Origin of the sequence: Streptomyces sp. NBC_01351, from assembly GCF_036237315.1 — a bacterium.
GTDB lineage: Bacteria > Actinomycetota > Actinomycetes > Streptomycetales > Streptomycetaceae > Streptomyces.
Genome location: NZ_CP108356.1, coordinates 2,352,501 through 2,373,415, shown reverse-complemented (window position 1 = coordinate 2,373,415; position 20,915 = coordinate 2,352,501). Strand labels below are relative to the sequence as shown.

General features: G+C 70.0%; 17 protein-coding genes. 13 read left to right on the top strand and 4 right to left on the bottom strand.

Annotated features, from left to right (window positions below):
* The first annotated feature begins 157 nt into the window (after positions 1 to 157).
* The 4 genes from eccB to OG625_RS10485 all read left to right on the top strand — a co-directional run bounded on the left by eccB (position 158) and on the right by OG625_RS10485 (position 3,943).
* The gene (gene eccB, locus OG625_RS10500) at positions 158 to 1,750 is read left to right on the top strand and encodes a type VII secretion protein EccB (protein WP_329378638.1); all 1,593 of its coding nucleotides are present in this window, start codon (positions 158 to 160) and stop codon (positions 1,748 to 1,750) included.
* Between the two features lie 11 nt (positions 1,751 to 1,761).
* On the top strand, positions 1,762 to 3,036 hold the full coding sequence (mycP, locus tag OG625_RS10495) for a type VII secretion-associated serine protease mycosin (protein ID WP_329378636.1): 1,275 nt from the start codon (positions 1,762 to 1,764) through the stop codon (positions 3,034 to 3,036).
* 214 nt (positions 3,037 to 3,250) lie between these two features.
* Positions 3,251 to 3,589 (top strand): WXG100 family type VII secretion target, encoded by a 339-nt coding sequence (locus OG625_RS10490; RefSeq protein WP_329378633.1) that lies wholly within the window; start codon positions 3,251 to 3,253, stop codon positions 3,587 to 3,589.
* A 45-nt stretch (positions 3,590 to 3,634) separates the two neighbouring features.
* On the top strand, positions 3,635 to 3,943 hold the full coding sequence (locus tag OG625_RS10485; protein WP_329378631.1) for a WXG100 family type VII secretion target: 309 nt from the start codon (positions 3,635 to 3,637) through the stop codon (positions 3,941 to 3,943).
* A gap of 96 nt (positions 3,944 to 4,039) precedes the next feature.
* Here the strand turns inward: OG625_RS10485 and OG625_RS10480 are convergent, their stop codons facing one another.
* Both OG625_RS10480 and eccCa read right to left on the bottom strand, forming a co-directional pair.
* On the bottom strand, positions 4,040 to 4,285 hold the full coding sequence (locus OG625_RS10480) for a DUF397 domain-containing protein (protein WP_189973222.1): 246 nt from the start codon (positions 4,283 to 4,285) through the stop codon (positions 4,040 to 4,042).
* A gap of 76 nt (positions 4,286 to 4,361) precedes the next feature.
* A complete protein-coding gene (eccCa, locus tag OG625_RS10475; protein ID WP_329378626.1) occupies positions 4,362 to 8,312 on the bottom strand; it encodes a type VII secretion protein EccCa in 3,951 nt (1,316 codons plus the stop codon).
* Positions 8,313 to 8,521: 209 nt separating this feature from the next.
* Between eccCa and eccD the strand changes: the two genes are divergently transcribed.
* The 6 genes from eccD (at position 8,522) to OG625_RS10445 (ending at position 15,656) form a co-directional block, all read left to right on the top strand.
* A complete protein-coding gene (gene eccD, locus OG625_RS10470) occupies positions 8,522 to 10,027 on the top strand; it encodes a type VII secretion integral membrane protein EccD (RefSeq protein ID WP_329378623.1) in 1,506 nt (501 codons plus the stop codon).
* 172 nt (positions 10,028 to 10,199) lie between these two features.
* Entirely contained in the window at positions 10,200 to 10,487 is a 288-nt protein-coding gene (gene rpsO, locus OG625_RS10465) for a 30S ribosomal protein S15 (protein ID WP_329378621.1), read from the top strand.
* A gap of 306 nt (positions 10,488 to 10,793) precedes the next feature.
* Entirely contained in the window at positions 10,794 to 13,016 is a 2,223-nt protein-coding gene (locus OG625_RS10460) for a polyribonucleotide nucleotidyltransferase (RefSeq protein WP_329390557.1), read from the top strand.
* Positions 13,013 to 14,392 (top strand): M16 family metallopeptidase, encoded by a 1,380-nt coding sequence (locus tag OG625_RS10455; RefSeq protein ID WP_329378619.1) that lies wholly within the window; start codon positions 13,013 to 13,015, stop codon positions 14,390 to 14,392. The genes OG625_RS10460 and OG625_RS10455 overlap by 4 nt, the downstream gene beginning before the upstream one ends.
* A gap of 42 nt (positions 14,393 to 14,434) precedes the next feature.
* Positions 14,435 to 15,187, top strand: coding sequence for a 4-hydroxy-tetrahydrodipicolinate reductase (gene dapB, locus OG625_RS10450; protein ID WP_329378617.1), 753 nt, complete (start codon positions 14,435 to 14,437; stop codon positions 15,185 to 15,187).
* Between the two features lie 16 nt (positions 15,188 to 15,203).
* Positions 15,204 to 15,656 carry a hypothetical protein gene (locus OG625_RS10445; RefSeq protein WP_329378615.1) on the top strand — a complete coding sequence of 151 codons (453 nt, stop codon included), beginning with the start codon at positions 15,204 to 15,206 and terminating at the stop codon, positions 15,654 to 15,656.
* A gap of 26 nt (positions 15,657 to 15,682) precedes the next feature.
* On the opposite strand, the gene OG625_RS10440 is transcribed toward OG625_RS10445, so the two are convergent.
* Together OG625_RS10440 and OG625_RS10435 are read right to left on the bottom strand one after the other, a co-directional pair.
* Positions 15,683 to 16,243 carry a hypothetical protein gene (locus OG625_RS10440; protein WP_329378613.1) on the bottom strand — a complete coding sequence of 187 codons (561 nt, stop codon included), beginning with the start codon at positions 16,241 to 16,243 and terminating at the stop codon, positions 15,683 to 15,685.
* A 48-nt stretch (positions 16,244 to 16,291) separates the two neighbouring features.
* Positions 16,292 to 16,531 carry a hypothetical protein gene (locus OG625_RS10435; protein WP_329378611.1) on the bottom strand — a complete coding sequence of 80 codons (240 nt, stop codon included), beginning with the start codon at positions 16,529 to 16,531 and terminating at the stop codon, positions 16,292 to 16,294.
* Positions 16,532 to 16,751: 220 nt separating this feature from the next.
* On the opposite strand from OG625_RS10435, the gene thyX reads away from it, so the two are divergent.
* From thyX to OG625_RS10420, 3 genes are all read left to right on the top strand, one after another.
* Positions 16,752 to 17,492 carry an FAD-dependent thymidylate synthase gene (gene thyX, locus OG625_RS10430; protein WP_329378609.1) on the top strand — a complete coding sequence of 247 codons (741 nt, stop codon included), beginning with the start codon at positions 16,752 to 16,754 and terminating at the stop codon, positions 17,490 to 17,492.
* A 200-nt stretch (positions 17,493 to 17,692) separates the two neighbouring features.
* Complete coding sequence (dapA, locus tag OG625_RS10425; RefSeq protein ID WP_329378607.1) at positions 17,693 to 18,592, top strand: 4-hydroxy-tetrahydrodipicolinate synthase; 900 nt, start codon at positions 17,693 to 17,695, stop codon at positions 18,590 to 18,592.
* A gap of 115 nt (positions 18,593 to 18,707) precedes the next feature.
* Positions 18,708 to 20,393: a ribonuclease J gene (locus OG625_RS10420; RefSeq protein WP_329378605.1), complete on the top strand. Its 1,686-nt coding sequence runs from the start codon at positions 18,708 to 18,710 to the stop codon at positions 20,391 to 20,393.
* Positions 20,394 to 20,915 lie beyond the last annotated feature (522 nt).

The window sequence follows — 20,915 nt, the reverse complement described above, 5'->3', positions numbered from 1 at the left end:
GCCTTGATTGCCCCGGTCTGGAAGGCGCTGAGCGGCAGCCTCACCCTACCCGGCCCCTGTGTACGGTCCGTCAAGAGGCATAGTAGGTGCCCGGTCCGACAATCGAGGCCCGGGGACCGTATCCACCGACCGGGCCGTGCGGGAGAAGCAGGCGGTCATGGCATCACGACGTGATGAACTCAACGCGTACACCTTTGCGAAGCGGCGCACGGTGGCCGCGTTCCTCCAGCCTTCCGCCACGGGGACCGAGGAGGGCGCACCGCGCCCGCTGCGCGCGGTCCTGCCGGGGCTGATCGTGGGGGCACTGGTGCTCGCCGGATTCGGCGCGTGGGGCATGTTCAAGCCGACGGCCCCCAAGGGCTGGGACCAGCCCGGTGTCCAGGTCGTCGTCGGCAAGGAGTCGACGACCCGGTACGTGGTCCTGACGACGAAGGTGGACGGCAAGGAGCAGCGCAGGCTGCACCCGGTGCTGAACCTGGCCTCGGCCCGGCTCCTCCTCGAACCGGCCAAGTCCGGCAAGGTCGTTACCGTCGCCGACAAGGTCCTCGACGGGGGCAAGGTGCCGCGCGGACCCATCATCGGCATCCCCTACGCCCCCGACCGGCTCCCCTCCAAGGACGACGCCGGCAAGGCCAAGCGGTGGGCCGTCTGCCAGCAGCCGGGCGGCAACGGCCGCGGTGTGCAGACCGCGACCTTCGTCCTCGCCGAGCGCGAGGCCGGCCGGATGGACGACGAGCGCAGGCTCACCGACTCCCAGGTGCTGTACGTGCAGAGCGCCGGCGCGGGCAAGGAGCGCTACCTCGTCGACTGGACGGGTACGAAGTACAAGTTCCCGGAGGGCACCCCGGCCGCCGGGACGATGACCAACGCCCTGGTCGGCACCGGCGCCGCCCCGCAGCAGGTCACCGAGCAGTGGCTGACCACCCTCAACTCCGGGGACGACCTGGCCTTCCCGCAACTGCCCGCCAAGGCCGGGGCCGACGCCGACGTCAAGGGCCTGGTCACCGCCGACAACAAGGTCGGCATGGTGCTCAAGGCGCAGACCGGCTCCGGCGCCCAGCACTACGTGGTGCTCCCCGGGAAGGTCGCGCCGGTCTCCGACTTCGTCGCCTGGCTGCTGATCTCCGCCCCCGCCACCGACGGTCTCAACATGCACGGCAAGCCCCGCGAGGTCGACCTGCAGGCCCTGAGCCCGGACGCGACCCCGTTCGCCGCCGAGACCAGGTGGCCGCAGAAGAAGTCCGACCGGATCAACCAGTCGCCTCCGGCCACCACCGGTCAGGCGGCGGGCTCCGGCGGCGCCAACGGCCGCGACACCGTCTGCAACGTCCTGCACTCCGTCGACGCGCAGGGCAACCAGAGCCTGAGCACCTGGGCCGGCACCGCCTTCCCCGTCGACATCACGGCCAGCGGCACCAGCTCCTACGTCACCCCGGGCTCCGGACTGCTCTACACACAGGTCCAGGGCAAGCAGACGACGGCCGGCGGCTCCCTCTTCCTCGTCACCGACACCGGCCTGAGGTACGCCGTGCAGGCCAACGGCGACAGCGACGCCGAGAAGTCGAAGATCGGCGCCGCAGACCAGCAGGGGAAGGGGGCCACGGACGCCCGCCCCGAGGCCAGCCAGGCCCAGATCAGGCTCGGCTACGGAAGCGTGACCCCGGCCCTGGTGCCCATCGCGTGGTCGGAGTTCCTCTCCAAGGGCCCGCGCCTGGACACCAACTCCGCCCGCCAGCCGCAGGGTTCGTGAGGAAACCGCCCATGCCGCTCATGCCTTCCGCGCAGCTCGCGCCGCCCACGCCCCGCCCCCGCGGCCCCCGCCGCGCACCGCTGCTCACCGCGGCCCTCGCCCTCCTCGCGGCCGGCGCCGCGCCCGCGAACGCCGCGCAGCAGCCCCCGTACGCCTTCCACCTCGACGGCGCCGGCGAGTGCACCTTCCCCATGAAGAAGCAGATCGAGGACCGCCCGTGGGCCCTCCAGCGCCTGCTCCTCGACGAGCTCTGGGTCCAGACCAAGGGCAAGGACAAGAAGGGCAACAGCATCCGGGTGGCCGTCATCGACACCGGAGTCGACCGGGCGAACCCGCAGCTCGCCGACGCCGTCGACCCGGGCGCCGGCAAGGACTTCATCGACCCCAAGGGCGACGGCACCAACGACACCATCGGCCACGGCACCAAGGTCGCCGGGCTGATCGCGGCCCGTCCCAAGGAGGGCACCGGCTTCGTCGGGCTGGCCCCGGAGGCCACGATCATCCCGATCCGGCAGAACGACGGGCAGGGCAAGGGCAACGCCCTGTCCCTGAGCCAGGCCATCGACCACGCGGTGGCCAAGGGCGCCCAGGTCATCAACATCTCCCAGGACACCGACGTGCCGATGCTCCCGGACTCCGAGCTCGGCAAGTCGGTCCAGAAGGCCATCGACGCCAAGGTCGTGGTCGTGGCCTCCGCCGGCAACGACGGCGTGAGCGGGGAGAAGCGCAAGACCTACCCGGCGGCCTTCCCCGGCGTGCTCGCGGTGGGTGCGTCGGACCGCAACAACGAGCGGGCCGCCTTCTCCCAGCCCGGCGATTTCATCGGGATCGCGGCGCCGGGCGTCGACATGGTCTCCACCGTCCCGGGCTTCGGCCAGTGCATCGACAACGGGACCAGCTTCTCCGCCCCCTACGTCGCCGGCGTCGCCGCCCTGCTGCGCGCCGAGCACGAGGACTGGAGCGTGCAGCAGATCGTCTGGCAGATCCAGAACACCGCCGAGCGCTCCGTCAAGGGCCGTGACGACTACGTCGGTTGGGGCATCGTCGACCCGGTGCGCGCCCTCACCCAGGACCGCGAGGCCCCCAAGGCCCCGGTCCCCGACCCGGGCCCGCCGCCGGCCGCCGCCCCGGAGGCGGCGGAGCTGGCGCTGACGGAGACGGCGCAGGAGCGCGACGAGCGCCTCGGCACGTACGCTCTGGGAATCGGCGCCGTCCTCATCGCCGTCATCGCGGGGACCGCGACCGTCCTGCGGGAGGCACGCAGCCGCAGACGCCGTTTGCAGTGAACGGTCACGGTTCATCAACAGAACCGGACCACTGGTGTTGGGCCAGGCCGCCGAACTGGCTAGAGTGACGGCAGGCTTCACGACTGTGATCGGGGGATTCTCGTGGAGCGGAGGGGGATCTTTGGGGCGTGTGGCTTGAAACCGCCCTGGAACTGTCCGCTCCGCCACGTAATCCGCCGATCCCGCCGGCGAATTGAGAAGTGAGGAGCTTCGGATGAGCAACAATTTCGGACTTGCAGACGATCCGATCGTCCAGGCCAAGAACAAGATCTCCGAAACGGCCGATGCCGTCACCACCCAGGCCCGTGAACTGGCCGACATCCTCGCCACCGTGGGTGCGGGGTGGACCGGTGTGGGTGCCCAGGGGTTCGTCAACGCCCAGACGGTGGTCAACGAGGACCACGACCAGATCCGTCGTCTGCTCGGGGTGCTGCACAACGCGGTGGCCCAGACCAAGAACCTGAGCAACGCCCAGGACGACGATGTGCGTGCGGCCTTCAGTGCCGTCCAGTCCAACGCAGGTGGCAACAACTCGGGCCTCAACTCCATCTGACGCCCGTCGTTTTCGGTACGCACGCTCAGCGCTAAGGAGAAGAACATGGCTGCCAGTGACGGCCACACCAAGGTCACATACGAATCCGTCCAGCAGATGGCCAACCGCATCCGCACGGTCTCCAAGAAGATCGTCGACGACCTGGCCGCGATGGACCAGGCGCTCAAGGTCGTCACGGACACCTGGGACGGTGAGGCACACGCCGCGTACATCCAGCTGCAGGCCAAGTACAAGGGCCAGGCGGACCACATGAAGAACCAGCTCGAGCAGGTCGCCCAGCTCATCGAGCGCGGCAAGGACGACTACCGCTCCACCGACGTGAAGGCCTCGCGCCTGTTCACCGAGGCGTTCTGAGCCAGGTACACCAGAAGGGGCGCGCCCACTGCGGGCGCGCCCCTTCGGCGTCTCTCACGCGTCTCTCACGCGCCTTCCGGGCCGTGCCCGGGCCGCTCAGGGCTGATGGCGGTCCAGGTCGAACTCGCCGTCCCTGGCCCCGAGTACGAAGGCCTCCCACTCGGCCGCCGTGTACCGCAGCACCGTCTCCCGGTCCAGCGAGGACCGCATGGCCACCGCACCCTCGGGCAGCCGGGCGATCTCGACCCGCTCCTCGTCCGGGCTGGTCCCGGGAGGGCCCTCCCACTCCACGCCGCTGATGTCGAGCGCGTACAGCTCGTCCTTCTCCTGCTGGGTGCCCATGTGCGGCCTTTCCCCTCGGTGGCGCGGTCTTCACCGCCGATTATCGGCGCTGCGCCGCCCGAGGGGACCGGTTTCCTCACATCCCCGGCATCCGCCCCAGCTGCACCAGCGACGTACCCCGCCTGCGCGAGGCGTAGTAGGCCCGGCCCGGGGGCATCGGACGCGGCCGGACGTTGCCGACCAGGTCGCCCTCGGACGGATCGCCGGACAGGACGATGCCCTGCGCGCCGAGCTCCTTGATCCGCTGCATGAACGGCTCGTACAGCGAGCGCGATGCCCCCGCCGAGTTGCGCGCGATGATGAAGCGCACGCCCGTGTCCCGGGCGAAGGGCAGGAACTCCACCAGCGGGGCCAGCGGATTGCCCTGGCTCGTGGCCACCAGGTCGAAGTCGTCGATGATGATGAACACGTCCGGGCCCGTCCACCAGCTGCGGTCCCGCAGCTGCTGCGGAGTGACGTCGGTCGGCGGCTGCCGGCGCGAGAACACCCCGCCCAGCGCCTCCATGTGCATCTGCAGGGAGCTCGCCATCGGCGCGTACTCCAGCAGGTGCTCCTCCGGCAGCGCCCCCAGCAGGCTCCGCCGGTAGTCGCCGACGACCAGGCGCGCCTGGTCGGGCGTGTAGCGCTCCGCGATCTGCTTCGCGATGAGCCGCAGCAGGTTCGTCTTGCCCGACTCGCTCTCGCCGAAGACCAGCAGGAAGGGATCGGACTCGAAGTCGACGAACACCGGCTCCAGGTTGGTCTCGTCGATGCCGATCGCGATCCCGCGGCCGGGGTGCTCCCCGCCCTTGGGCAGCTGGTCGGCGTGGAGCAGGCGCGGCAGCAGCCGTACGCCGGGAGCCGCGGCCCCCGCCCAGTTCTGCTTCACCGCGTCCACGAATGCCGCCGTGGCCTCCGACAGGTCGCCCGCCTCGTGCGAGCCGTCGATCCGCGGCAGCGCCCCCAGGAAGTGCAGCTTCTCCGCGACCTGACCGCGACCCGGCATCCCCGCCGGGACGTTCGCCGCGACCTTCCGGTCGAACTCGGAGTCCATGACGTCACCGAGCCGCAGCTCCAGCCGGCTGAGCATCTGGTCCTTGAGCGCGGCCCGCACCTCCATGTACCGCGCCGCGGTGATCACCACGTGGATTCCGTAGCCCAGACCGCGGGCCGCGATGTCGTTGACGACCTGCTCCAGGCCCTCGTACTCGCCCCGGAAGTTGCCCCAGCCGTCGATGACGAGGAACACGTCGCCCCACGCCTCGCCCGGCAGGTCGCCCGCCGCGCGCCTGCGCCGGTACGTGCTGATCGAGTCGATGCCGTTCGAACGGAAGAACTCCTCGCGGCGGTTGAGGATGCCCGCCACCTCCGAGACCGTGCGCCGCACCCGCTCCGGGTCCAGCCGCGAGGCGATCCCGCCCACGTGCGGCAGCTCGGCGACCGCCGACAGACTGCCACCACCGAAGTCCAGCCCGTAGAACTGCACCTCGCGCGGGGTGTGCGTGAGCGCGAACGAAGAGATCAGCGTCCGCATCAGCGTCGACTTGCCCGACTGCGGACCGCCGACCACCATCATGTGGCCCGCCGCACCCGAGAAGTCCCGGTACAGCACCTCGCGCCGCTGCTCGAACGGCTTGTCGATGAGGCCGAGCGGTACGACGAGCCCGCCGGGCCGCGTGTACCCCTCCGCGTGCAGCCCGCGCTCGGCGCTCGGCGCCAGCGCCGGCAGCAGCTGGTCCAGCGGCGGCGCCTGGTCGAGCGGCGGCAGCCACACCTGGTGCGCCGGCACCCCCTGCCCCTCCAGCCGGCCCACGATCACGTCCAGCACCGTGTCCGCGAGCGCGTCGTCCTCCCGCGCCGACTGCGCCGCCAGGTACGCCGGGTCCGGGGCCGCGTACACCACCGGCACCGGGGTCGCCGTGAACAGCGCGGGCCGCCGCTCCACCGGGAACAGGCCCACCGACAGGTCCGGCCCGCCCGAGCGGTAGGTGCCCGAGACGTACGCCGCCTTGAAGCGCGTCATCTCGTCCGTACCGAACTTCAGGTAGCCGGAACCGGGCACCGACGGCAGGTGGTAGGCGTCCGGCACGCCGATCGCGGTCCGCGACTCCGCCGCCGAGAAGGTCCGCAGACCGATCCGGTACGACAGGTACGTGTCCAGACCGCGCAGCTTGCCCTCCTCCAGCCGCTGCGAGGCCAGCAGCAGGTGCACGCCCAGCGAACGGCCGATGCGGCCGATCTGGATGAACATGTCGATGAAGTCGGGCTTCGCCGTCAGCAGCTCGGAGAACTCGTCGATGACCAGCACCAGCGAAGCCAGCGGCTCCAGCGGGGCGCCGGCCGCGCGGGCCTTCTCGTAGTCGTGGATGTTCGCGTAGTTGCCCGCGGAGCGCAGCAGCTCCTGCCGGCGCTGGAGCTCGCCGCGGATCGAGTCGCCCATGCGGTCCACGAGCGTCAGGTCGTCCGCCAGGTTGGTGATGACGGCCGCGACGTGCGGCATCTGCCCCATGCCGGTGAAGGTCGCACCGCCCTTGAAGTCGGCGAGTACGAAGTTCAGCGTCTCCGAGGTGTGCGTGACGGCCAGACCCAGCACCAGCGTGCGCAGCAGCTCCGACTTGCCGGAACCGGTCGCGCCCACGCACAGGCCGTGCGGGCCCATGCCCTCCTGCGCGGCCTCCTTGAGGTCCAGCATCACCGGACCGCCGTCCTCGCCGACACCGATCGGCACGCGCAGCCGCTCACCGGCCGACCGCGGCCGCCAGGTCCGCGCCACGTCGATGGAGGCCGCGTCGCCCAGGTTCAGCAGGTCCGTGAAGTCCAGGTTGGCGAGCAGCGGCTCGTCCTCGTCCCCGCCACCGGTGCGCAACGGCGCCAGCTGCCGGGCCAGGGCCTCCGCCGCAGGCAGCGACAGGGTGTCCGGGAGGCCCTCGTAGGCCACGCCCGCACCCGACTCCAGCCGCAGCCGCCCCGGCCGCACCACGACCGACAGACCGCCGCGCAGCTCGTCCAGCTCACCCGCGACCACCTCGACGATGGTCACGCCCTGCAGCCCCTCGGCCGCCGCGAACACCGAGTCCGGAGGCACCATCCCGCCGTCCAGCACCACCACCAGGTGCGGCTGGTCCAGCACCGGGGACACCTCGCGGCTGAACCGCGGCCGCCCCTCCAGCCGGGGCCCCAGCAGCCCTTCCAGCTCGGCGAGGTCATCGCCGAACAGCCGCTTCGTACCGGCCCCGTCGACCTGACCCGGAACCTGCGTGTGCGGCAGCCACTTCGTCCAGTCCCACGCCGGCACCGCACCCGGCGCGGCCACCACGGCCACCATCAGGTCCTCGGGGGAGTGCAGCGTCGCCAGCTGCGCGACCAGCGCCCGCGCCGTACCGCGCGCCGACTCCGGCTCCCCGGACACCGTCACGTGGTAGAAGGCCCGCATCGACACCGCCACCGGCAGCCCGTCCAGCGAGGAGTGCACCTTCAGGAAGCGCTGCATCGCGCCCGCCGTCAACGGCTCCAGCTCGTCCACCGGGGCCGTGTCGGGAGCCACCAGGGGCGTCGCCAGCCGCTGGGCGCCGAGCCCGAGGCGGGCCTGCCCGAAGTCCGGGTCGCCGACCCGGCGCTCCCAGAGCCGCGAGCCCTCGGCCACCACGGACCACAACTGCTCGGGAGCCGGGTGCAGGTACAGCTGCGCGTCGCGCTGCGTCCGCGCGGTCCGGCGCACCTGACGGCGGGTCTGTGCCAGGTACTTGAGGTAGTCCCGGCGGACATCGGCCATTTGCCCCTGCGTACCGCGCCGGTGGCGCACCAACTGGGCAATGATCATGCCCACGGTGGACGCCAGCATCAGCGTGCCCATGATCTTCATGATGGGGTTCGGCATCATGAAGAAGAACACGACGGACGAGCCCATGCCGAGCATCGGCAGGACCTGCATCAGCATGCCCTCTTGCTGACCGCGCGGGAGTTCCGGAGGAGCCTCCAGTCTCAGCTCGTCCGAAGGGACTTCGGGCGGCAGGGACCGCGGCGGGCGTTTGACGACGATCTGGCTCACCGGAGCATCAATCCCTCGAAAACGGACGGGACGTCGTAACCGGCGCCCCCAAGTCCCGGGCGCGGAGGGGGTCTCCTCCGCGGCGACCGTGATCCTACTTGCCGACAGTCCGCCATATGCCCGGTAGGGTGGCGCGCCTAGGTCCTGTCCGGGCATGCGCATCCGCGAATCGCCCGTCGGAGCAGGCGTCAACCAGGGGGGTCACGCAGGTGAGTACGGCCGCAACGACGGGCTTCTGCAGGGTCACCGTCGTGGCCCCGGACAGCCGTATCGACGTCGCCCTCCCCGAGGACATCGCCGTCGCCGACGTCTATCCCGAGTTGCTGCGCCTCACCGGTCAGACCCAGCCCGTGGGCGCTCCCACCGGCTTCCACCTCGTGCGCCGCTCCGGCACCGTCCTCGACGGCGCGCGGACCCTCGCCGCCCAGCAGGTCCTCGACGGCGAGGTGCTCAGCCTGCGCCCCTTCGCCGAGTCCCTGCCGCCCGCGGTCTTCGACGACGTCTCCGACGCCGTCGCCTCCGCGGTCGTCCGCGACCGGCACCGCTGGAGCGACGACATGCTGCGCGGCGCGGGCCTGGCCGGCGCCGCGGTGCTGCTCGTCATGCTGGGCTTCGTCCTCTGGTACGCCGACCCGATCCGCCACGACATGAACGGCCTGCCCGGCGTCATCGCCGGCGCCGTCGGCGTCCTGCTCACCGCCGTGGCCGGGGTCCGCGCCCGGGTCTACCGCGACCGCGGCTCCGCCGTCGCCCTCGGCCTCAGCGCCCTCCCGCACCTGCTGATCGCCGGCTCCGGAATCGTCGCCCCGGCCGCCGGCCAGGGCCCCGGGCGCCTCCAGTTCCTCCTCGGCTGCGTCTGCGTCCTGGTCGCCTCCGTCGCCCTGGTCGCGCTCACCCCCAGCGGGGACGCCCCCTTCGTCGCGGCCACCTTCGTCGCCGCGACCGGGACCCTCGCCACCTTCGTGGCCATCGCCACCGAGGCCTCCGCCACCCAGACCGCCGCCGCCTGCGCCCCCGTCGCCATCGGCCTCGTCGCCTTCCTGCCCAGCCTCTCCGCCCGCGTCGCCCGGCTGCCCATCGGCTACGCGGCACCGCAGAGCGCCGTCGAGGATTACGAGACCCCGGACCGCTACGAGACCGAGCCGTACGGCGACCAGTCCGGCGGCGACGGCGCCGAGCCGGGCGCCCCGCTCGACGCCGAGGCGATCGCCGCCCAGGCCCGCCGCGGCCACGAGATGCTGCTCGGCCTCGTCGCCGGCTGCGCCGCGGTCGCCGTCGGCTCCGCCGCCGTCCTCGGTTTCTCCGACAACACCTGGGGCCGCCTGCTGGCCCTCGCCACCGGCCTCGCCATGCTGCTGCGCGCCCGGCTCTTCCGCTACACCTCGCAGGTGGTGTGCGCCCTGGGCGCCGGCCTGGCCGCCGTCGCCCTGCTGATCCTCGGCCTGGCCCTGCACCCGCCGGTCGCCCTGCTCGAAGCCATGGTCGTCAAGCAGGACCACAGCGGCATGGACATCCGTACGATCTGGCTGACCGCCGCGGTCGCGGCCGGCGCGGCCCTCCTCGCGGGAATTGCGCTTGTCATCCCCCGCAAGGGCCTGTCACCCTTCTGGGGAAGGCTGCTCGACCTCACCGAGGCGGCGGTCCTGCTCAGCCTGGTCCCCCTGGCCCTGGCCGTGCTGGACGTCTACTCCCGGGCCCGCTCTCTCACCAGCTGAGACGCCGCGTCCCGGCAGCCTGGTACGCTGTGTGACGGCCGTTTGTGTACGCGCTCCCGGAAACTTCTGGAAGCTGCGCTCAGCGGACCCCGCCTCCCGAGTTACGGAAGATCCCCAGAGAATTCGACCTGGGGCACTCGGTGGCAACGAAGACCTATTACGAGGAGTACGCGTGCCGCTCGACGCCGCAACGAAGAAGCAGCTCATCGCAGAGTTTGGTGCCAAGGAGGGCGACACCGGCTCCCCCGAGGTCCAGGTCGCCATGCTGTCCCGCCGCATCTCGGACCTGACCGAGCACCTCAAGACCCACAAGCACGACCACCACTCCCGTCGTGGTCTGCTGATCCTGGTCGGCCAGCGTCGCCGCCTGCTGCAGTACCTGGCCAAGAAGGACATCCAGCGCTTCCGTGCGCTGGTCGAGCGCCTCGGCATCCGCCGCGGTGCGGCCGGCGCCAAGTAAAGCGTTGTGGAGGGAGCGGTTCCCACATCCGGGGGCCGCTCCCTTTGCTGTACGTGCGGACCGGACCGGACCCTTTGTAGTCTGGAACGGACGCCCGTGCGCGTCTGAGGAAGACGCGCACAACTGAAGAGGAGGAGCGCCCTCCCTACGCCGCCGGTCCTCGGTAGTGGCACCCGGAACACCCCCACGGGGGGCAACGACCCGGATGCTTCGATCGAAGACCGGCCCCAGGCCAGGAGCGCTTCTCCGCACCGTCCACCGCCACACGGGCGGCGGACGGAGACGACGAAAATGGAGAAAACGCTAGTGGAGAACGAGACCCACTACGCCGAGGCCGTCATTGACAACGGTTCCTTCGGCACCCGCACCATCCGCTTCGAGACGGGCCGTCTGGCCCGCCAGGCCGCCGGCTCCGCCGTTGCCTACCTGGACGACGACACGATGGTGCTTTCCGCGACCACCGCGTCGAAGAAGCCCAAGGACCAGCTCGACTTCTTCCCCCTGACGGTGGACGTCGAGGAGCGCCAGTACGCGGCCGGCAAGATCCCCGGCTCGTTCTTCCGTCGTGAGGGCCGCCCCTCCGAGGACGCGATCCTCACCTGCCGTCTGATCGACCGCCCGCTGCGCCCGTCCTTCAAGAAGGGCCTGCGCAACGAGATCCAGGTCGTCGCCACGATCATGGCGCTCAACCCGGACCACCTGTACGACGTCATCGCGATCAACGCCGCGTCCGCGTCCACCCAGCTGGCCGGCCTGCCCTTCTCCGGCCCGATCGGCGGCGTCCGCGTCGCGCTGATCCGCGGCCAGTGGGTGGCCTTCCCGACGCACACCGAGCTCGAGGACGCCGTCTTCGACATGGTCGTCGCGGGCCGCGTCCTGGACGACGGCGACGTCGCGATCATGATGGTCGAGGCCGAGGCCACCGAGAAGACCATCGCCCTCGTCAAGGGCGGCGCCGAGGCGCCGACCGAGGAGGTCGTGGCCGCGGGTCTCGACGCCGCGAAGCCGTTCATCAAGGTCCTCTGCAAGGCCCAGGCCGACCTGGCCGCCAAGGCCGCCAAGCCCGAGGGCGAGTTCCCGGTCTTCCTGGACTACCAGGACGACGTGTACGAGGCCCTCTCGGCCGCCGTCAAGGGCGAGCTCTCCCAGGCGCTGACCATCGCGGGCAAGCAGGACCGCGAGGCCGAGCTGGACCGCGTCAAGGAGATCGCCGCCGAGAAGCTCCTCCCGGCCTTCGAAGGCCGCGAGAAGGAGATCTCCGCCGCGTACCGCAGCCTGACCAAGGCCCTGGTGCGCGAGCGCGTCATCAAGGACAAGGTCCGCATCGACGGCCGCGGGATCACGGACATCCGTACCCTCGCCGCCGAGGTCGAGGCCATCCCGCGCGTGCACGGCTCGGCGCTGTTCGAGCGTGGCGAGACCCAGATCCTGGGCGTCACCACCCTGAACATGCTCCGCATGGAGCAGCAGCTGGACACCCTCTCCCCGGTGACCCGCAAGCGCTACATGCACAACTACAACTTCCCGCCGTACTCCGTCGGCGAGACCGGCCGCGTCGGTTCGCCGAAGCGCCGCGAGATCGGCCACGGCGCGCTCGCCGAGCGCGCGATCGTGCCGGTCCTCCCGACCCGCGAGGAGTTCCCCTACGCGATCCGTCAGGTGTCCGAGGCCCTCGGCTCCAACGGCTCGACGTCCATGGGCTCCGTCTGCGCCTCCACCATGTCGCTGCTGAACGCCGGTGTGCCCCTCAAGGCCCCCGTCGCCGGTATCGCCATGGGCCTGATCTCCCAGGAGATCGACGGCAAGACGCACTACGTCGCCCTCACCGACATCCTCGGTGCGGAGGACGCCTTCGGCGACATGGACTTCAAGGTCGCCGGCACCAAGGAGTTCGTCACCGCGCTCCAGCTGGACACCAAGCTCGACGGCATCCCGGCCTCGGTTCTGGCCGCCGCCCTCAAGCAGGCCCGCGACGCCCGCCTCCACATCCTCGACGTGATGATGGAAGCGATCGACACGCCGGACGCGATGTCCCCGTTCGCCCCCCGGATCATCACCGTCAAGATCCCGGTGGACAAGATCGGTGAGGTCATCGGCCCCAAGGGCAAGATGATCAACCAGATCCAGGAGGACACCGGCGCCGAGATCACGATCGAGGACGACGGCACCATCTACATCGGTGCCTCCGACGGCCCGGCCGCCGAGGCCGCCCGCGCCACGATCAACGCGATCGCCAACCCGACCATGCCGGAGGTCGGCGAGCGCTACCTGGGTACGGTCGTCAAGACCACCACCTTCGGTGCCTTCGTCTCCCTCATGCCCGGCAAGGACGGCCTGCTGCACATCTCGCAGATCCGCAAGCTCGCCGGTGGCAAGCGCGTGGAGAACGTCGAGGACGTGCTCGCGGTCGGTACCAAGGTCCAGGTCGAGATCGCCGAGATCGACTCCCGCGGCAAGCTCTCCCTGGTCCCCGTGATCGACGGCGAGACCGCCGGCGACGACGCTGACAAGGACGACTCCGACAAGTGATGTCGCGTAGTTCCCGTGTGACGGCCCGCCCCTCTTCGGAGGGGCGGGCCGTCGCCCGTACCCAAACCCTCCTCAAGGGCAGCAACGGCATCGGCACCGTCCGGCGCACGGTCCTCCCCGGCGGCCTGCGCGTCGTCACCGAGACGCTGCCCTCGGTCCGCTCAGCCACCTTCGGCATCTGGGCCCACGTGGGCTCCCGCGACGAGACCCCGTCGCTGGCCGGCAGCACGCACTACCTGGAGCACCTCCTCTTCAAGGGCACGCACAAGCGCAGCGCCCTCGACATCTCCTCCGCGATCGACGCGGTCGGCGGAGAGATGAACGCCTTCACGGCGAAGGAGTACACCTGCTACTACGCGCGGGTGCTCGACACCGACCTGCCGCTGGCCATCGACATCGTCTGCGACATGCTCACCGGCTCGCTGATCCGCGAGGAGGACGTCGACGCCGAGCGCGGGGTCATCCTCGAAGAGATCGCGATGACCGAGGACGACCCGGGCGACATGGTCCACGACCTGTTCGCGCACACCATGTACGGGGACACCCCGCTGGGCCGCCCCGTCCTCGGCACCGTCGACACGATCAACGCGCTCACCGCCGACCGGATCCGCCGCTTCTACAAGAAGCACTACGACCCGACCCACCTGGTCGTGGCCGCCGCCGGCAACGTCGACCACAACAAGGTCGTACGCCAGGTCCGCGCCGCCTTCGAGAAGGCCGGCTCGCTGACCCGCACCGACGCCGAGCCCATCGGCCCGCGCACCGGCGCCAAGCGCATCCGCACCGCCGGCCGTGTCGACCTCGTCAACCGCAAGACCGAGCAGGCCCACGTGGTCCTCGGCATGCCGGGCCTGGCCCGCACCGACGAGCGCCGCTGGGCCCTGGGCGTGCTGAACACCGCCCTGGGCGGCGGCATGTCCTCCCGCCTCTTCCAGGAGGTACGGGAGAAGCGCGGCCTGGCCTACAGCGTGTACTCGTACACCTCGGGCTTCGCCGACACCGGCCTCTTCGGCGTGTACGCCGGCTGCCGTCCCAACCAGGTCCACGACGTGCTCCGGATCTGCCGCGACGAGCTCGACAAGGTGGCCTCCGACGGCCTCGCCGACGACGAGATCAAGCGGGCCATCGGCCAGCTCTCCGGCTCCACCGTCCTCGGCCTCGAGGACACCGGCGCGATCATGAACCGGATCGGCAAGAGCGAGCTGTGCTGGGGCGACCAGATGTCGGTCGACGACATGCTGGCCCGCATCGCAGCCGTGACCCCGGACGACGTCCGCTCGGTCGCGCAGGATGTACTGGCCCAGCGGCCCTCACTCGCGGTGATCGGCCCGCTGAAGGAGAAGCAGGCGGCCCGCCTCGACGAAGCGGTCGCCTAATTCCGTACGGACGCGAGTCCGTGATCATTTAAGGACGTGAAGATGAGCAAGCTGCGCGTGGCGGTCCTCGGTGCCCAGGGCCGCATCGGCTCCGAAGCGGTCAGGGCGGTCGAGGCCGCCGAGGACATGGAGCTGGTGGCCGCCCTCGGCCGCGGCGACAAGCTGGAGACGCTGACCGAGGCCGGCGCCCAGGTCGCCGTCGAGCTGACCACCCCCGCCTCGGTGATGGAGAACCTGGACTTCCTCATCCGGCACGGCATCCACGGAGTGGTCGGCACCACCGGCTGGACCGAGGACCGCCTCGCACAGCTGAACACCTGGCTCGCCGGCTCCCCGGCGACCGGGGTGCTCATCGCCCCGAACTTCTCCATCGGCGCCGTCCTCACCATGAAGTTCGCGGCCCAGGCCGCCCGCTACTTCGAGTCCGTCGAGGTCGTCGAGCTGCACCACCCGAACAAGGTCGACGCCCCCTCCGGCACAGCGACCCGTACGGCGCAGCTCATCGCGGCCGCCCGCGCCGAGGCCGGCCTCGGCGCGCAGCCCGACGCCACCGCCACCGCCCTCGACGGCGCGCGCGGCGCGGACGTCGACGGCGTCCCGGTGCACGCGATCCGCCTGCGGGGCCTGCTGGCCCACCAGGAGGTGCTCCTCGGCGGCGAGGGCGAGACCCTGACCATCCGTCACGATTCCCTGCACCACAGCAGCTTCATGCCGGGCATCCTGCTCGGCGCACGCCGCGTGACGCAGACCCCGGGCCTCACCTTCGGCCTGGAACACTTCCTCGACCTGGGCTGACCGGACTGATTTCACGATGCGCGCGAAGATCACGTACTTCCTGACGGCCGCAGTCCTGGTCGTCTACTTCGTCCTGGCCGGCAGCCGGGGCCTGATGCTGATCCAGCACGGCACCTGGCTCACCGTCACCTTCGGGGTGGCCGTGCTGATCCTGCCGGTCATCGGCGTCTGGTTCCTCTGGCAGAACACCCGCTTCGTCACCAAGGCCAATCAGCTCGCGACCGAGCTGGAGGCCGAGGGCGGCCTGCCCGTCGACGAGCTGGAACGGGACCGGTACGGCCGGATCCTGCGGGACTCCGCCGACGAGGTCTTCGCGCGCCGAAGGGCCGAGACCGAGGACGCGCCGGGGGACTGGCGCAACTGGTTCCGGCTCGCCGTCGCCTACCGCGACGCCCGCGACACCCCGCGGGCCCGCACGGCCATGCAGCGCGCCATCGCCCTGCACGACGAGAAGCCCGTACAGGCCTGACCTGTACGGGCTCCCGGGGTACGACCTCAGGCGGCCACGGGCCGGTACTCCTCGGCCCAGGCCTCGATGGTGTCGGCCGCCCGGTCGAAGGCCTCGGCCCGCGACAGGAAATCGGCGCTGTGATCGGTCAGCAGCACGGGCAGCTGTGCGCCCCCGCGCGTGGCCGCCGTCAGCGCCTGCCCCTGTACGGTCCTCGGCAGCCCGAGCCAGCGGACCGGCTGCTGGACGGTACGGAACTCGGCGATCTCGGTCCACGCGAACGAGCGCGTCCCGAGGAACCCCACGCGGCGCAGCCCCGCACGGCTCACCCAGATGCCCATCTGCAGCATCCGCAGCGCCGACCCGACCACCGCGAGGGCGGCGCCCAGACAGACCGCCGCCCCGGCCCACGCGCCGACGAAGGCCACGATCATCGTGGACAGCAGCATGAAGGCGGACAGCAGGAGCAGCACCGCGGCGATCGCCACCCGCCAGGGACCCGGCCGGTAGGGGCGGCGCCAGCGGTCGTGGTCGACATGGGCCAGTACCGCGTCGGCGTCGTCGTCCGCATCGGACACGCCGTCGGCCGTCAGGAAGGGCAGGGGCACGGCTGGACCTCACTCACATGCACGTTCGGTTGGGCTGTGCCCGTGAGGCTACCGCCCCTCGGACGCCTCCGACTGCTGCGACTTCTCCGGGGCCTTGCTCGGTTGCAGTGCCGGCATGCCGAAGAGCAGCGAGCCGACGAGCCCGGCCACCACGGTCAGACCGACCAGACTACGGGCGGCCAGCTGGCTCTTGCTCAGACTCTCGCGCGGCGGCGGAGTGACGTTGCTGCGGAAACGGTCGGCCTCGGCGACGAAGGCGAACGGGACGGGTTCGCGCCGGCGGAACATCAGGGTGAGCCCCCTCGGGTGGATGGCGTGCGTGTGGTGCGTTCTCCTGGGTAGGACGTACGAACCGGTCAATCGGTGCCGGATTTCAGGACATTAACCAAATTTCGTGTCGGCACGTCAGCTGCTCGCGTGCCCGTGCCGTACCTGCGCTTGCGCGGCGACCCACGAGGGGCGACGTAGAGTGGGCGCGCCCCAGGAACGCACGTTTGGAAGGACCCCGGTGAGCGAGACCGCCGCTTCAGATCTGAAACCCAGCTTCCGCAGCGATGTGACGGTGGAGCTGGTGAAGCACTCCGCCGCCGACTCCGACGTACTGTGGGCCGCCCGAGTCTCCACGGCCGGCGAACAGTCCCTCGAAGAGCTGCAGAAGGACCCGGAGCGCTCCAAGGGCCTCATCAACTACCTGATGCGCGACCGCCACGGCAGCCCCTTCGAGCACAACTCGATGACCTTCTTCATCAGTGCCCCGATCTTCGTCTTCCGCGAGTTCATGCGCCACCGCGTGGGCTGGTCCTACAACGAGGAATCCGGCCGCTACAGGGAGCTGGAGCCCGTCTTCTACGTCCCGGACGCCGAGCGCAAGCTCGTCCAGGAGGGCCGCCCCGGCAAGTACGTCTTCGTCGAGGGAACCGCGGCGCAGCAGGAGCTGACCGGCCGGGTCATGGAGGACTCCTACCGGCAGGCCTACGAGGCCTACCAGGAGATGCTCGCGGCAGGCGTGGCGCGCGAGGTTGCCCGTTCGGTCCTGCCGGTCGGTCTCTTCTCCTCGATGTACGCCACCTGCAACGCGCGCTCGCTCATGCACTTCCTCGGCCTGCGCACGCAGCACGAGCTCGCGGCGGTGCCGTCCTTCCCGCAGCGGGAGATCGAGATGGTCGGCGAGAAGATGGAGCAGCACTGGGCGAAGCTCATGCCGCTCACGTACGCGGCCTTCAACGGCAACGGCCGGGTTGCCCCGTAAGGTCCGCCGGGCCCGCCGCGTACAGATGTGCTGAGCCAAGTCCGAAGTGTCCGTATTGCGACGTTTCGCAAAGTTCATCTAGGCTGATCAAACGGACCCGGCACTGCTTGAACCCCCGAGCAGGCAGTGCCGGCGTCCAACACCCTGTTGACGTCCCCCGAGGGGACACCGCGCCCATGGCAGCGAGTAGCGTGTTACCCATGGCTCCGATCTCGACTCCGCAGACCCCCTTCGGGCGGGTCCTCACCGCCATGATCACGCCGTTCACGGCGGATGGCACCCTCGACCTCGACGGCGCGCAGCAGCTCGCCGTCCACTTGGTGGACGCAGGCAACGACGGCCTGATCATCAACGGCACCACCGGTGAGTCGCCGACCACCACCGACGCGGAGAAAAACGACCTCGTACGAGCCGTCCTCGAAGCCGTCGGAGACCGCGCCCACGTGGTCGCCGGCATCGGCACCAACGACACCCGTCACACCGTCGAGCTGGCCCGCCAGGCCGAGCGCACCGGCGCCCACGGCCTGCTCGCCGTCACCCCGTACTACAGCAAGCCGCCGCAGGAGGGCCTCTTCCGGCACTTCACGGCGATCGCCGACGCCACCGCACTGCCGGTCATGCTCTACGACATCCCCGGCCGCAGCGGTGTCCCGATCGAGACGGAAACCCTCGTCCGGCTGGCCGAGCACCCCCGTATCGTTGCCAACAAGGACGCGAAGGGCGATCTCGGCCGTGCAAGCCGGGCCATCGCGCAGAGCGGCCTGGCCTGGTACTCCGGCGACGACATGCTGAACCTGCCCCTCCTGTCCGTGGGCGCGGTCGGCTTCGTCTCCGTGGTCGGCCACGTGGTCACCCCCGACCTGCGCGCCATGCTCGACGCACACCTGGCCGGGGACGTGCAGAAGGCCGCCGAGATCCACCAGAAGCTGCTCCCCGTGTTCACCGGTATGTTCCGCACCCAGGGCGTGATGACCACCAAGGCCGCCCTGAATCTGCAGGGCCTGCCCGCAGGCCCGCTGCGGCTCCCGCTGATCGAGCTGACCGCCGAAGAGACGGCCCAGCTCAAGATCGATCTTGCTGCGGGCGGGGTACAGCTCTGACAACAGACTTCACAACTGAATAGGCAAGACCGAAACAGACAACAGCAAGTGCACGAATGACATGCGCGCCACGTGCCTTCCGAGGTACGTGGCGTGCGTGGTGAAGGAGAAACTTTTGAGCCATCCGCACCCTGAACTGGGCCCGCCGCCGAAGCTCCCGAAGGGCGGCCTCCGGGTCACCCCCCTGGGTGGCCTCGGTGAGATCGGCCGCAACATGACCGTCTTCGAGTTCGACGGTCGCCTCCTGATCGTCGACTGCGGCGTCCTCTTCCCCGAAGAGGAGCAGCCGGGCATCGACCTGATCCTTCCGGACTTCACGTCCATCCGGGATCGCCTTGACGACATCGACGGCATCGTCCTCACGCACGGTCACGAGGACCACATCGGCGCCGTCCCCTACCTCCTCCGGGAGAAGCCGGACATCCCGCTGATCGGCTCCAAGCTGACGCTGGCCCTCATCGAGGCGAAGCTCCAGGAGCACCGCATCCGCCCCTACACCCTCGAGGTGAAGGAAGGCGAGCGCGAGAACCTCGGCCCCTTCGACTGTGAGTTCATCGCGGTCAACCACTCCATCCCGGACGCCTTGGCCGTCGCGATCCGCACCGGCGCGGGCATGGTCGTCTGCACCGGCGACTTCAAGATGGACCAGCTCCCGCTGGACAAGCGCCTCACCGACCTGCACGCCTTCGCGCGTCTGAGCGAGGAGGGCATCGACCTCCTCCTCTCCGACTCGACGAACGCGGAGGTCCCGGGCTTCGTACCGCCCGAGCGCGAGATCTCCAACGTCCTGCGCACGGTCTTCGCGAACGCCCACAACCGGATCATCGTGGCCAGCTTCGCCAGCCACGTGCACCGCATCCAGCAGATCCTCGACGCCGCCCACGAGTACGGCCGCCGGGTCGCCTTCGTCGGCCGCTCGATGGTCCGCAACATGGGCATCGCGCGCGACCTGGGCTACCTGAAGGTCCCGGCGGGCCTCGTCGTGGACGTCAAGACCCTCGACGACCTGCCGGCCCACGAGGTCGTCCTGGTCTGCACGGGTTCCCAGGGCGAGCCGATGGCGGCCCTGTCCCGCATGGCCAACCGCGACCACCAGATCCGGATCGTCCCGGGCGACACGGTCATCCTCGCGTCGTCCCTGATCCCGGGCAACGAGAACGCGGTCTACCGCGTGATCAACGGCCTGACCCGCTGGGGCGCCAACGTCGTCCACAAGGGCAACGCCAAGGTCCACGTCTCGGGCCACGCCTCCGCCGGCGAGCTGCTGTACTTCTACAACATCTGCAAGCCGCGGAACCTCATGCCGGTCCACGGCGAATGGCGCCACCTGCGCGCCAACGCCGAGCTCGGAGCCATGACGGGCGTCCCGAAGGACCGCATCGTCATCGCCGAGGACGGCGTGGTCGTCGACCTGATCGACGGCAAGGCCCGGATCTCCGGCAAGGTCCAGGCCGGCTACGTGTACGTGGACGGCCTCTCGGTCGGCGACGTCACGGAGGTCCACCTCAAGGACCGCAAGATCCTCGGTGACGAGGGCATCATCTCGGTCTACGTCGTGGTGGACAGCACCACGGGCAAGGTCGTGAGCGGCCCGAACATCCAGGCCAGGGGCTCCGGCATCGATGACGGCGCCTTCGGCCCGGTCATCGCGAAGATCGAGGAAGCCATCGCCCGCGCCGCCTCCGACGGCGTGGCCGAGCCGCACCAGATCCAGCAGCTCATCCGCCGCACGATGGGCAAGTGGGTCTCGGACAGCTACCGCCGCCGCCCGATGATCCTCCCGGTCGTCGTCGAGGTCTGACCCTCGCCGTAGCGACCTCACCGGAGCGGGGCAACCGGATTTGCATCCGGGGGCCCCGCTCCAGTACGTTTACGTCTCCACCCCAGCACGGCAACCGGGTACACATGTGTGCCCGGCCGAGTCATGCGGGAGGGTGGGAATCCGGACCCAGGGAGACCTGATAAAGTCTGGATCTCCCGAAAGGGAAAGGCCCCCCGAAGGCCATCGGAATTCCAATCCGGTCGGAAACGACAGGAAAGAGAATCTGATAGAGTCGGAACCGCCGGAAAGGGAAAACGCGAAAGCGAAGAACCTGGAAAGCAAGCGAGACCAACTCTGATAGAGTCGGAAACGCAGAACGAAAGCCCGGAGGAAAGCCCGAGAGGGTGAGTACAAAGGAAGCGTCCGTTCCTTGAGAACTCAACAGCGTGCCAAAAATCAACGCCAGAAGTTGATACCCCGTCCACTTTGGTGGATGAGGTTCCTTTGAAAAAGACCTGTAAGGCTTCCTTTTGGAGTGCTTGCAGGCAACAACACAGCGAG

Excerpts from the sequence above, each read along its gene's own strand:
- dapB (WP_329378617.1), top strand. The coding sequence starts at position 14,435 with ATGAGCAAGCTGCGCGTGGCGGTCCTCGGTGCCCAGGGCCGCATCGGC.
- OG625_RS10485 (WP_329378631.1), top strand. The coding sequence starts at position 3,635 with ATGGCTGCCAGTGACGGCCACACCAAGGTCACATACGAATCCGTCCAG.
- OG625_RS10480 (WP_189973222.1), bottom strand. The coding sequence starts at position 4,285 with ATGGGCACCCAGCAGGAGAAGGACGAGCTGTACGCGCTCGACATCAGC.
- OG625_RS10435 (WP_329378611.1), bottom strand. The coding sequence starts at position 16,531 with ATGTTCCGCCGGCGCGAACCCGTCCCGTTCGCCTTCGTCGCCGAGGCC.
- OG625_RS10490 (WP_329378633.1), top strand. The coding sequence starts at position 3,251 with ATGAGCAACAATTTCGGACTTGCAGACGATCCGATCGTCCAGGCCAAG.
- OG625_RS10445 (WP_329378615.1), top strand. The coding sequence starts at position 15,204 with ATGCGCGCGAAGATCACGTACTTCCTGACGGCCGCAGTCCTGGTCGTC.
- dapA (WP_329378607.1), top strand. The coding sequence starts at position 17,693 with ATGGCTCCGATCTCGACTCCGCAGACCCCCTTCGGGCGGGTCCTCACC.
- mycP (WP_329378636.1), top strand. The coding sequence starts at position 1,762 with ATGCCGCTCATGCCTTCCGCGCAGCTCGCGCCGCCCACGCCCCGCCCC.
- eccB (WP_329378638.1), top strand. The coding sequence starts at position 158 with ATGGCATCACGACGTGATGAACTCAACGCGTACACCTTTGCGAAGCGG.